Annotated in this window: 9 protein-coding genes; 1 reads left to right on the forward strand and 8 read right to left on the reverse strand. The window is 72.2% G+C overall.

Features of this window, described 5'->3' with window-relative positions:
• Window positions 1–34: 34 nt before the first annotated feature.
• From QLQ12_RS03430 to ftsY, 6 genes are all read right to left on the reverse strand, one after another.
• Entirely contained in the window at window positions 35–2,509 is a 2,475-nt protein-coding gene (locus QLQ12_RS03430) for a glycosyltransferase family A protein (protein ID WP_282757047.1), read from the reverse strand.
• Window positions 2,510–2,574: 65 nt separating this feature from the next.
• Window positions 2,575–4,809 (reverse strand): [protein-PII] uridylyltransferase, encoded by a 2,235-nt coding sequence (locus QLQ12_RS03435; protein WP_282757048.1) that lies wholly within the window; start codon window positions 4,807–4,809, stop codon window positions 2,575–2,577.
• A gap of 3 nt (window positions 4,810–4,812) precedes the next feature.
• The gene (locus QLQ12_RS03440; RefSeq protein WP_328518256.1) at window positions 4,813–5,151 is read right to left on the reverse strand and encodes a P-II family nitrogen regulator; all 339 of its coding nucleotides are present in this window, start codon (window positions 5,149–5,151) and stop codon (window positions 4,813–4,815) included.
• Between the two features lie 33 nt (window positions 5,152–5,184).
• Window positions 5,185–6,567, reverse strand: a complete 1,383-nt coding sequence (locus QLQ12_RS03445) for an ammonium transporter (RefSeq protein ID WP_282757050.1) — start codon at window positions 6,565–6,567, stop codon at window positions 5,185–5,187.
• Window positions 6,568–6,804: 237 nt separating this feature from the next.
• Window positions 6,805–7,602, reverse strand: coding sequence for an aminoglycoside phosphotransferase family protein (locus QLQ12_RS03450; RefSeq protein ID WP_282757051.1), 798 nt, complete (start codon window positions 7,600–7,602; stop codon window positions 6,805–6,807).
• Between the two features lie 62 nt (window positions 7,603–7,664).
• The gene (gene ftsY / locus QLQ12_RS03455) at window positions 7,665–8,882 is read right to left on the reverse strand and encodes a signal recognition particle-docking protein FtsY (protein WP_282757052.1); all 1,218 of its coding nucleotides are present in this window, start codon (window positions 8,880–8,882) and stop codon (window positions 7,665–7,667) included.
• Between the two features lie 139 nt (window positions 8,883–9,021).
• On the opposite strand from ftsY, the gene QLQ12_RS03460 reads away from it, so the two are divergent.
• Window positions 9,022–10,701, forward strand: coding sequence for an alkaline phosphatase D family protein (locus tag QLQ12_RS03460; RefSeq protein ID WP_282757053.1), 1,680 nt, complete (start codon window positions 9,022–9,024; stop codon window positions 10,699–10,701).
• A 52-nt stretch (window positions 10,702–10,753) separates the two neighbouring features.
• Here QLQ12_RS03460 and QLQ12_RS03465 read toward each other — a convergent pair whose 3' ends face one another.
• Both QLQ12_RS03465 and QLQ12_RS03470 read right to left on the reverse strand, forming a co-directional pair.
• Window positions 10,754–11,392, reverse strand: coding sequence for a hypothetical protein (locus tag QLQ12_RS03465; RefSeq protein WP_282757054.1), 639 nt, complete (start codon window positions 11,390–11,392; stop codon window positions 10,754–10,756).
• A gap of 28 nt (window positions 11,393–11,420) precedes the next feature.
• On the reverse strand, window positions 11,421–12,035 hold the full coding sequence (locus QLQ12_RS03470; RefSeq protein WP_282757055.1) for an HAD family hydrolase: 615 nt from the start codon (window positions 12,033–12,035) through the stop codon (window positions 11,421–11,423).

Here is a 12,035-nt window from a genome sequence, read left to right on the forward strand (position 1 = left end):
CTCATCGGTGCGCTGTCTTCGAGAAAGCCCAGCCCTACGAAAGCCCAGCCCCCGGGGTAACGGGGTTGGTACCGGCCCCGTTACGCCCTCGCTGGGCGGGTGCCGGGGCGCCCACGTGGAGCAGGGCGCCGATCCGCTCGGTGAGAGCCTCGGGACGGTGGTCGCGGGCGACGGCGGCGCGGGCCCGGGCGCTCTGTGCCGCGTACCGGCGCGGGTCGGACTGGAAGCGACGGACCACGGCCGGCGCGTCGGCGGGCGCGCACGGCACGGCGGCGTCACCGAACGCGTCCGCGAGACGCCCCGGGACGAGGACGACGCAGCCGGTCGCGGCCGCCTCCAGGGCGGGCCGGGACAGCATCTCGGCCGACTGCTCGGCGGGGAAGTGCAGGTAGAAGTCGATCTGGGCGGTGAAGGTCCGCGGATCGAGGTCGGCCGGTTCGTAGACCAGCCAGGACGCGGGCAGGCCGGCCGGGCGCAGCGGGCTCTCGGGCAGCCGCAAGCGTACGTCCGCGTCGCTGAACCGGCGGGGGACGGCGAGCGCCTCGGCCAGGTCGCCGGGCCACTCGCCGGCGTCGCAGAGGTCGGTGCCGACCACGGCGGGCCCAAGTGGGGCGGGCATCGGGCGTGCCACGTCCAGCGGCTCGGCGACGTACGGCAGGTCGAAGTCGGTCATCTCGGCGCCGGCGATGAGGTTCCGGACGGCGGCGTCCTGCGGGCACCAGAGCGGGGCGGCCCCGAACAGCCGGACAGCCGCGGCCGAGGCCGCCGGCACCGTGTACCGGCGGTCGCTGCCGTCGCGCCGGGCCGGCGCCCGGTCCGCGACCAGCACCACCCGGCGGGGCCGGATCCGGCAGCCGTCCTCCGGCGCGAACTGGAGGACCTCGGGTTGCCTGACCAGCAGCAGTCCCGCGTCGACGTCCTCGGTCTCCAGCACCTGGTCCAGCCGCCCGGTGTTGATCAGGCGCTGCACTCCGGGGCTGAGCGACCGCCGCTGCCGGTGCACCGACCGCAGCGACTCCAGGTGCAGGATCGCCACCGAGTGCCCGGCCGCGCGCAGCGCCCTGATCTCGGCCAGCGCCGACCGCTGGGTGCCGGTCAGGAACCGCCAGTCGGCGGCCACCACCACGTCGTAGCGCCGGGCCGGCGACAGCCCGCTGAGGTGGGCCGGCGCGACGAACGGCCGGTCCGTGCCGGCCCGTTCCCGGTGCAGCGGCCGGACTCCCGCGTGCCAGCACCGGTACGCCGACATGTACGCGGTCCGCGCCGGATGCATCCAGTAGGCCCGGATCTCCGAGCGGGACAGTGACCCCTCGGTCAGCCGGATCAGGGCGAGCGGCTTCGCCACCCGTACCACCGATCCGGGGCCGAAGGCCGCCTGGATGCGTTCCAGGTATTCGGAGTCGGCGGCCTTGCGGACCGCGTCGAACCAGCCGATCCGCCGCAGCACCGCCTCTCGCCGGAACAGCAGCGACGACACGTTGACCCGGCCCCGCCGGATGCCTGGGCGGGTCATCACCAGGTGGTCGGTGACGCTGATGCCCTCCGAGGTGGAGGCGACCACGGCCGGGCCGGCGAGCAGCGGCGCCAGTTGCAGCTCGATGCGGCGCGGATGGGACCAGTCGTCGGAGTCCTGGAAGGTGACGAAGTCGCCGCGGGCCGCCGCGAGCCCGGCGTTGCGGGCCGCGTAGGTCCCGCCGTTCCCGGGCAGCCGGATCAGCCGTACCCGCGGGTCCAGGTCCTCGGCGGCGGCCAGGATCGCGTCGTGTTCCGGTGGCGAGGCGTCGTCCACCACGATGATCTCCAGGTCCGGCCAGGACTGGGCGGCGATCGAGCGGACCGCGGTGAGCAGCCCCTCCCCCGGCCGGTACGCGGTGACGACCACCGAGACGCGTTCGCCCGCGGTCTCCGCGGGGTGGCCGGCGGAACCGGCGAGACGGTCGAACGGCGCCCGCTCCGGGGCGGCGGCCAGCACCGGCGGAGGCGACGGGAACAGCGCTCCGAACCGGGCCAGCCAGGTCTCCTCCTCGTCCAGCCCGCCCGCGTGCGGGTTCGCCAGGTCGATCTCCAGCGACTCCCGGGCCGCGGCCGGGATCCGGTGGTAGGCGCCGAGCAGCTGACGGGCGTTCCCCGGCCCCTGCCAGGCGTAGACCAGCTGGGCGTGCAGGGCCTGATGGGCGCCGGGCAGCGAACGGGCGCCGCGGCCGGTGCGGATCAGCGCGTACAGCGCCAGGGCGTCGGCCCGGTCGCTCGGCTGCTCGTCCTGCAGCGCGATGGTCTGTGCCAGCCCGGCGAGCAGCGCCGGGTCGACCGGCCGGCGGATCTTGCGGGTGTCACCCTTGCGGGCCGCTTCGAGGACCTCGTCCAGGCCGATCCCGGCCGCGCGGGCGAGCACCCGGCGGGCGGCCACCGAGCGGTTGCGCATCGCCGTGTTCGGCAGCGACACCTCCGCCCCGGCCCCGGCGAGGGTGACGTGATCGTCCAGCAACGCGACCGGGTGTGCCTCAGCCATCGACTCTCCGTCCGTACCGGGCAATGTCCTTTCGGATCAACGCCGGTACGACGGCCGGGTGACGCTCAGACGGCGGCCAGGACCGCGGCCTCCACCCGTTTCCGCTCGTCGGCCGAGGCCCACGCGCCCACCAGGTAGAACGCGTCGACCACGTCACCGCCGAGGGTGGAGATGCGGGCCGCGCGGATCTCCGCCCCGGCCTCGTCGAGGGCGTGGGTCACGCGGTAGAGCAGCCCGGCCGAATCGGCGGCACGCAACTCCAGCACCACCGCGTCGGTGGCCACGTCACGCTGCCAGACCACCCGGGGCGAGGCGGTCCCGCCGCGGCCGCTCATCGCGCGGGCGCGCACCCGCTGGGTCACCGACACGTCACCGGCGCCGACCCGGCGCAGGTCGGCGGCGAGGGCGACCGGGTCGTACGGCGACCCGTACCGCGGCGACGTGTAGAACTCCACGATGGCCCGCCCGTCCACGGTGGTCGTGTTCGCGGCCACCACGTCCAGCCGGTGCATGGCCAGGCAGGCCGCCACCCCGGCGAGCAGGCCCCGGCGGTCGGCCGCGGCCACCGCCACCCGGTCGCCGTCCAGGTGCACCACCGGCAGGGCGCCGTCGAGCAGTTCCGGGTCGGGTTCCGGCGGTTCCGGCAGCGCGCCGGTGTCGAGCGCGGTGTCGACCCGGGTGACCAGTTCGGCCATCAGCCGGCCCTTCCAGTCCGACCAGGCGGCCGGGCCGGTGGCCCGCGAGTCGGCGCGGGCCAGCGCGTGCAGCAGGTGCAGGGTGTGGGTGTCGCCGACCTGCGCGGCCACCGTGGAGATCGTCTTCGGATCGCTCAGGTCGCGCCGGGTGGCCACGTCGGGCAGCAGCAGATGCAGCAGGACCAGTTTCTCGATGGTGGCCACGTCGGCGGGTGGCAGGCCGATGCGGACCGCGATGTCGGCGGCGATCGGGGCGCCGGCGATGCTGTGGTCACCGGGCAGGCCCTTGCCGACGTCGTGCAGGAAGGCGCCGATCAGCAGCAGGTCGGGGCGGTCCACCTCACGGGTGTGGGCGGTGGCCTCGTAGGCGGTCTGCACCAGGTGACGGTCGAGCGTGTAGCGGTGGATCGGGTGGTGCTGCGGGAGGCTGCGCATCCGGGCCCACTCGGGCAGCCACGCGTCGATCAGCCCGTACCGGTCGCAGGTCTCCCAGGCGGGCAGCAGCCCGGGACCGGACCCGAGCAGTGAGACCAGCGCGGCGCGCGCCGCGGGCGGCCAGGGGGTCGGCAGCGGCGGGCAGAACGAGGCGAGCCATTCGCTGGTGGCGCGGGCGATGGGCAGCCGCGCGGTGGCGGCCGCGGCGGCCACCCGCAGCGAGAGGCTGGGGTCGGGGACCGGTCCGATCGCGGTGCGGGCGAGGACCAGTTCGCCGTCGTGTTCCACGACGTCACGGGCGACCGGCCGGCGGTTCGGCGGGGAGCCGGGGCCGCCGCGGCGGCGTCCGCCGCGCAGGCGTTCGACGGCACGCCAGGCGTCGTCCACGGCATGGGCGATGGTACGGGCATCGCCGGACACCCGCCGCAGGAGCGTGTCCGGGTCCTCGATGTCGAGCATGTCGGCGACGGCCTTGCGCTCCTGGGCGACGAGCCGGTCCACCCGGCGGCCGACGGCCAGGTGCAGGGCGTCGCGGGTGTCCAGCAGGCGCAGCGTGGCGGCCCGGACCGCGGGCCGCATGGTGTCGGCGATCCCGGCCCGGCCGATGCCGCGCAGCAGGGTGACGTCGCGCAGCCCGCCGGACGCCTCCTTGAGGTCGCCCTCCAGCAGGAAGGCGAGTTCGCCGTGGCTGGTCCAGCGGCTGGTGGTGAGTTCCCGGAGCTGGGGCATCAACCGCACCGCGGTGCGCCGCCACTGGTCCGAGGTGGCGGCGATGAGCTCGGCGGAGAGGGCGGCGTCGCCGGCCAGGTGCCGGGCGTCGAGGAGCCCGAGGGAGACCTTCACGTCGTCGTGTGCGACGGACAGGGCCTCGGGGAGGGTACGCACCGAGTGGTCCAGCCCGAGGCGGGCGTCCCAGATCGGGTACCAGAGCGCGGAGGCGATCCGGTCGATCCCGGCGGTGCCGTTGTGCACCAGCACCAGGTCGAGGTCGCTGTAGGGGGCGCAGTCGCGCCGGCCGAGCCCGCCGACCGCGATCAGGCTGACCCCGGACAGGTGGGCCGGGAAGAGGTCCTTCAGCCAGGCGCCGATGTGTCGCCTCAGGCTGTCGAGCGAGCCGCCGGCGCCGGGGCGTGCCGGCGGGGCCGGCGGCTCACTCAACGGGTTCGTCATGGCTTACAGGGCGTCCAGGCCACGTTCGCCGGTGCGGACCCGGACGACCTCTTCGACCGAGGTCACCCAGACCTTGCCGTCGCCGATCTTGCCGGTCCGGGAGGCCGTGACGACCGCGTCGACGATCTTCTCGACGTCGATCTCGTCGGTCAGCACCTCGACCTTGATCTTGGGCAGGAACTCGACGGTGTACTCGGCGCCCCGGTACACCTCGGTGTGGCCCTTCTGCCGGCCGTATCCCTGTACCTCGCTCACGGTGAGCCCGGCGACGCCGAGGGCGTGCAGAGCCTCTTTCACCGCGTCGAGCTGGTACGGCTTGATGACCGCTGTCACCAGCTTCATGCTCAGTCCTTCCATTGCAGCCATCGGGGAAATCTAGCCGGAGACCTTCTGGCTGACGGAAGCCTTGCCGTCAGCGTCCACGCTTTCCTTGGAACCGATACCGGCCAGGGCGAACGCGCCGCCACTCGCACCGGCGGCCGGGGTGAAGTCGTAGCCGCTCTCGCCGTGGGCCGTGATGTCGATGCCGCCGACCTCGGTCTCCTCGCTGACGCGGCCGAGCTTGACCGCCTTGAGGATCAGGGCCAGGACCGCCGCGACCGCGAAGGAGTAGGCGGTGACCAGGGCGCTTCCCTCGAACTGGCGGACCAGCTGGGTGAGGCCGCCGCCGTAGAAGAGGCCGTTGCTGGCGTTCAGGATCTTCTCGTCGGTGATGCCGGCGTTGACCGAGTCGGTGGCGAAGAAGCCGAGCGCCAGGGAGCCGATCCAGCCGCCGACGAAGTGGACGCCGACCACGTCGAGCGAGTCGTCGTAGCCGAGCTTGTACTTCAGGCCGACCGCCAGGGCGCAGACCACACCGGCGATCAGGCCGATGATGACGGCCGGGACCGGCTCGACGAAGCCACAGGCCGGGGTGATGGCGACCAGGCCGGCGACGGCGCCGGAGGAGGCGCCGACCAGGGTCGGCTTGCGGTCCCGGATCCACTCGACGGCGACCCAGCCGACGAGCGCGGCGCCGGTGGCGACCTGGGTGTTGATGAAGGCGATGACGGTGGTGCCGTCGACGGTCAGCTCGGAGCCGGCGTTGAAGCCGAACCAGCCGAACCACAGCAGGCCGGCGCCGAGGGCGACGAACGGCACGTTGTGCGGCCGCATGTTCTCCCGCGGCCAGCCGATCCGCTTGCCGAGGATCAGGACCAGCGCCAGGGCCGCGGCGCCGGCGTTGATGTGGACCGCGGTGCCACCGGCGAAGTCCAGGGCGCGGATCGTGGTGCCGATGAAGCCGCCACCCCACACCATGTGGGCGACCGGGATGTAGACGAGGGTGAACCAGCCGAGCGCGAAGAGGACCCAGCCGCCGAACTTCATCCGGTCGGAGACCGCGCCGCTGATCAGGGCGACGGTGATGATGGCGAACATCATCTGGAAGACCAGGAAGGCGTACGTCGGGATGCCGGTGTTGGCCCCGAAGAACAGCCACTCCTCCGTGATCTTGGCGGCGTCGGCGCCGAGGTAGTCGAAGTTGCCGATGACGTTCTGCAGACCGGGGCTCTTGTTGACCCCGAATGCCAGGCTGAAGCCGTAGAGCACCCACAGGACGCTGATGAGCCCCAGACAGGAGAAGCTCATCATCATCATGTTCAGAACGCCCTTGGACCGGTTGAGGCCACCGTAGAACAGCGCCAGACCCGGTGTCATGAGCAAAACGAGCGCAGACGACAGGAGCAACCAAGCGGTATTGCCGGTGTTGATCTCCACGCTGCCTCCTCTCGGAATAAGGTGTCCACTCACACCGCACCTGGGGCAACGTCGCCTGTCGGCCGGTTCGGCGGAAGCCTTCCGGTCGGCTGTTTCGAGCACGGTCTACGCGCGATTTCCAGCAAGTCACGCACTGTTTCCGACGTGTGAAGAAACTCTCACAGGGCGCAGGCGATGGCCCTGTGAACAGCCACGATATAGCCGCATTCGCCCCGGTCGCAGGGCATTACGGGTGGATCAGCGGAGCGCGTACTCCAGCGTGTGGCGCTCGTAATCGAGCAGCCTCAGGTCGCGCATCGGACGGCGCAGATGGCCCTTGTGCACGATCCGGACGAACGCCGGATCACCGGCCGCCGCCATCCGCCGGATGCCCTCGACGTGGTCGACGATCCGCTTCCTTATGGTCTTCACCAGCCGGTGCCGGTCTCGCGGGATCAGCCCGTAGGCGTCCGCGAACAGGCGCAGCCGCCGCGGCCGGTTCGGCCGTTTCCACCCGAGCGTGTACGAGTCCCGGTCGCTGAACAGAGGCACCCAGGTCCACGCCGCGTACGCCACGTCGTAGAGCCGTGAGCCCGGCGACGCCAGGTCGAAATCGATCAGCGCGAGGGTGCCGTCGGGCCGCCAGACCACGTTGTGCGGCGCGGCGTCGTGGTGGCAGATCACCTCGGTGTCCGGCGGAGGCGGCCCGAACGAGCGCCAGACCGAGCCCGGCGGGGGGACGAAGCCGTACTGCGCGTCATGGAACATCCGCAGCATCGTGGCGACGGTGACCAGCGCCTCCTCGGTGACCCAGTGCGGCGCCAGGGGGTATTCCCCGCACTCGCCGTCCAGGTAGGAGAGAACCTCGCGGCCCTTCTCGTCCATGCCGAGGGCGTGCGGCGAGCCGGTGAAACCGACCCGCTCCAGGTGGAGCAGCAGGGCGTGCACGGCCGGCGTCCACGGCCCCGCGTTACGCCGGACCGTGTCACCGACCCGGGAGACCGTACTGACGTTGCCACCGTGCAGCGGTATCTCGCGCAGCGGCTCCTGCGTCACTCACGGCCTCCCAGGCTCAAACACCACACACCCGCAGGCTCGAACACAACACACCCGGAAGACTACGCGTCCCCGCCAACAAGGGCTTCGACGAAGGCCACCGGCTCGAACGGGGCCAGGTCGTCCGGACCCTCGCCCAGGCCCACCAGCTTGACCGGAATCCCCAGCTTGCGCTGTACGGCGATGACGATGCCGCCCTTCGCCGTGCCGTCCAGCTTGGTCAGCACCACACCCGTGACGTCCACCACCTCGGTGAAGACCCGGGCCTGCTCCAGGCCGTTCTGACCGGTCGTGGCGTCGAGCACGAGCAGCGTCTCGTCGACCGCGCCGTGCTTCTCCACCACGCGCTTGACCTTGCCGAGCTCGTCCATCAGGCCGACCTTGTTCTGCAGCCGGCCCGCGGTGTCGATCAGCACCGTGTCCACTCCGGTGTCGATGCCCCGCTTCACCGCGTCGAACGCCACACTGGCCGGATCTCCGCCCTCCGGGCCCCGGACGGTCTCGGCGCCGACCCGCTCGCCCCAGGTCTGGATCTGGTCGGCGGCCGCGGCGCGGAACGTGTCGGCCGCGCCGAACAGCACGGTGTTCCCGTCGGCGATCAGCACCCGGCCGATCTTTCCGCAGGTGGTGGTCTTGCCCGCGCCGTTGACCCCGACGACCAGCACCACGGCCGGGCGGCCGTCGTGCGGCGCGGTCTTCAGGCTGCGGTCCATTCCGGGTTCGAGGGCGGCGACGAGTTCCTCGACGAGTTGCTCCCGCACCCCGGAGACGGTCCGGGTGCCGAGGATCCGGACCCGTTCCCGAAGCCGTTCGACGATCACCTGGGTGGCCTCGATCCCGACGTCCGCGGTGATCAGGCTCTCCTCGATCTCCTCCCAGTCCTCCTCCTCCAGGTGGTCCCGGGAGAGGACGGCGAGCAGGCCGCGGCCGAGGGCGCTCTGCGAGCGGGCCAGCCGGGCGCGCAGCCGGACCATGCGGCCGGCCGACGGCTCCGGCCGGTCCAGCGCCGGTTCCTCGACCACCGGCGCCGGCGGCTCCTCGACGACGACCGGGGCGGGCGGCGCCGGGGCCTCGACCGGAGCGGGCCGCTCGATCAGCGGCGGAAGCTCGTCCTCGATCGGGGGCGCGGTAGGCACGGACGGGGGACGTTCCAGGGTGGTGGTCGAGCCCGCGGTGGGAGGGGGCGGAAGATCGCGACGGCGCATCTTCGGCACCACCAGCCCGACCGCGCCCACGACCAGGACGACGAGCAGGATCACTGCGGCGACCACGTATTCCATGCCCGAATCCTGACAGATGCGCCGTCGGGCCGTGGGAGAGGCTACACACTGGCGATTCCGGGCCCTGGTGGCGGAGGATGGGTCACCCCCTGTAACGGCGTGGAGGATCCCCAATGCGCAACACCCGCGGTACCGACCGGTGACCGCTCAACTGCTCATCGGACCGGTGCTGCGCCGGGTCGACGGAGACCGCGCGACCCTGTGGCTGGAGACCAGCGAACCCGCCCAGGTGCGGGTCGATGCCGACGGCACGGGCGCCGGGTCGGCGCAGACCTTCTCGGCGTACGGCCACCACTACGCGATCGTCGTCGTCGACGGCCTCGCCCTCGGTTCGGCGACCCCGTACCGCCTGCTCCTCGACGACCGGCAGGTCTGGCCCGAGTCCGGGTCGGAGTACCCGCCGCCGGTGATCCGGACCCGGGCCGCCGACGACCGGGACCAGCCGGTCAGTCTCGTCTTCGGGTCCTGCCGCGAGGCCACTCCCGAGGCGAGCGGGCGCAGGCTGCCGCCGGACGCCCTCGACGCCTACGCCCGGCGGCTGATGGCCGACCCGGAGGCCCGTCCCGACACGCTGGTCCTGCTCGGCGACCAGGTCTACGCCGACGAGACCTCGGCGAAGGTGCGCCGGTTCCTGCGGCGCCGCCGCCGCAACGGCCACCTGGGCCCGACCGACCAGGTCGTCGCGTTCGAGGAGTACACGAAGCTCTACCTCGAGTCGTGGCGCGACCCCGAGGTGCGCTGGCTGTTCTCCACCGTGCCGAGCGTGATGATCTTCGACGACCACGAGCTGATCGACGACTGGAACACGTCCGCGTCCTGGCGCGCCGACATGGCCCGGCAGCCGTGGTGGCGGGAGCGGATCTCCGCCGGCCTGGCGTCCTACTGGATCTATCAGCACCTCGGCAACCTCAGCCCGGACGAGCTGGCCGCCGACCCGCTCTTCCAGAAGGTCAGCACCACCGACGACGCCACCGAGCTGCTGCGTGATTTCGGCAACCGGGTGGACGATCCGGAGTCGGCGCACAACACCGACGTGCCGTACCAGTGGAGTTTCGCCCTCGACCTGGGCCGGACCCGCCTGATCGTGCTGGACAACCGGTGCAACCGGGTGCTCACTCCGGGCGCCCGGGCGATGCTGCCGGCCGCCGAGTGGGACTGGTTCCTGGACCGCGCCCACGGTGACTACGACCATCTGGTCGTCGGGTCGTCGCTGCCGTGGCTGATGCCGCACGCGTTCCATCACCTGGAGGCGTGGAACGAGCGGCTCGCCGATTCGCACAAGCCACGGGTGGCGGCGCTCGGGGAGACGATGCGCCGCACCTTCGACATGGAGCACTGGGCGGCGTTCGGGAAGTCGTTCGCGGCGCTGGGTGAGCTGTTCCGGCGGCTCGGTGAGGGCGGTCCGGAGGCGCCGGGGCACCGGGTGGGAGCCGGCGGAGCGTACGGGGCGCCCGCCTCGATCAGCGTGCTGTCCGGTGACGTTCATCACTCGTACGTGGCCCGCGCCGACTTCGGTCACGCCATGGCGACTCCGGTCTATCAGCTGACCTGTTCGCCGATCCACAACGAGGTGCCGCTGCCGATGCGCCCGCTGATGCGAGCCGCCTGGTCCCGCGCGCTGGCCCAGCTGGCCCGCGGACTGGCCCGGACCGCCTCGGTGCACCGGCCGGCGCTGCGCTGGAAGCGTCTGGCCGGGCCGTACTTCGGCAACGCGGTCGGCACCCTGATCCTGGACGGCCCGGTCGCCACCGCTCTCATCGAGGGCACCACCAAGGCCGGCGAACTGTTCGAGGTCGCCTCGGTCGACTACCAGCGCTGACGAAGGCGTGGCCCCGGCGTCTCAGTCCGCCGGGGCCCCGTCGACGCGAGCGTCAACCGCCCAGGCGCGGCAGGGTCGAGGCGCCGCGGTCGGTCGCGATGAAGGCCGGGAAGAGACCCTCGCCGGCCTTCTTGACGATGACCTTGCTGCTCCCGGCCTCGGCGTGGACGACCAGGCCGTTCACCGCGACAGCCCGGCCCTGGCCGTCCCGGGAGAGCGAGAAGCTGAAGATCTGGCCGGCGTCCGCGATGTCACAGGCAGCGGTCTTGAGACGCGACTGCTTGCCGCCACCCGGGTCGTGCACCTTGAGGCACGAGGTCCCCGACCCGGTTCTCAGCAGAAACCCGGCCCCGCCGGCATCGACCGGCGACGGCACGAACAGGGCCTGGTCGCTGTACTTCCGGGTGAGTTCCACCAGACCGGTGCCGTTCACGCTGAGGAACCACTTGCCGTCCGAGTCGACCGTGCCGAAGACGAACTGGCGGTCCGCGGTCACCGGCGCGACGGTCGCCGCCGACGCGCCCGGTGACTTCGGCGCCCCGGTCGGGCCACCGGTCGCCTCCGACGTGTCGGCCTCGATCCAGGCGGGACCGGACGGAGCCGGCTCGGCCGGGTCGGAGGTGCAGGCCGACACGCACAGGACGAGGGCGCCACCGCTGATCAGCGCGCCGATCCTGGCAACAACAGACATGACGTTCCCTTCGACCACCCCGGTGGCATCACATCGGCAGATCGAGAACCTTGCGCAGGTACGGTACGTGCTCCGGCCCGGCCCAGCGGTATCCGGAAAGGCCCGCCACCCGGGCGCCGCGGATCACCCGGTCGTCGTCGTCGACGAAGAGCACCCGCTTGGGTACGGTTTCGATCGCCACGCATGCCTGCTGGAAGTACTCCGGGGCGGGCTTGTGGACCTTGAGTTCCCAGGAGTTCAGGATCAGGTCGACCTCGCCGGTGAGCCCGAGCAGATCCAGATCGCCGCGGAGCAGGTCGGTGGCGTTGGTGGCCAGGCCGACCTTGCGGCCGGCCGCTCGCACCTCGCGGACGAACGCCAGCGCGTCCGGGTCCACCTCACCCCGGTACGCCTGCCACTCGGCGACCGCCGCGGTGGCCTCCTCGCCGTCCAGCGGCAGCCGGTCGGCGACCAGCTTCATCCACTCGGCGTGGGTGATCTCGCCCGCCATCGCGGGCCGGTAGATGTCCCACGACATCGCCGTCTCCAGCAACGAGGCCGGCTTGAGACCGTACTGGACCTCGACGGCGATCATCGGGGCCGGGTCCCAGCGGCGCAGCACGCCGTCCAGGTCGATCAACAGGGCCTGGGCGCGATCGCGCAT

Source organism: Actinoplanes sandaracinus (assembly GCF_030009775.1).
GTDB lineage: Bacteria > Actinomycetota > Actinomycetes > Mycobacteriales > Micromonosporaceae > Actinoplanes > Actinoplanes sandaracinus.

Coding starts and splice junctions, on each gene's coding strand:
- QLQ12_RS03430 (WP_282757047.1), bottom strand. CDS start 2,509: ATGGCTGAGGCACACCCGGTCGCGTTGCTGGACGATCACGTCACCCTC.
- QLQ12_RS03435 (WP_282757048.1), bottom strand. CDS start 4,809: ATGACGAACCCGTTGAGTGAGCCGCCGGCCCCGCCGGCACGCCCCGGC.
- QLQ12_RS03440 (WP_328518256.1), bottom strand. CDS start 5,151: ATGAAGCTGGTGACAGCGGTCATCAAGCCGTACCAGCTCGACGCGGTG.
- ftsY (WP_282757052.1), bottom strand. CDS start 8,882: ATGGAATACGTGGTCGCCGCAGTGATCCTGCTCGTCGTCCTGGTCGTG.
- QLQ12_RS03465 (WP_282757054.1), bottom strand. CDS start 11,392: ATGTCTGTTGTTGCCAGGATCGGCGCGCTGATCAGCGGTGGCGCCCTC.
- QLQ12_RS03470 (WP_282757055.1), bottom strand. CDS start 12,035: ATGCGCGATCGCGCCCAGGCCCTGTTGATCGACCTGGACGGCGTGCTG.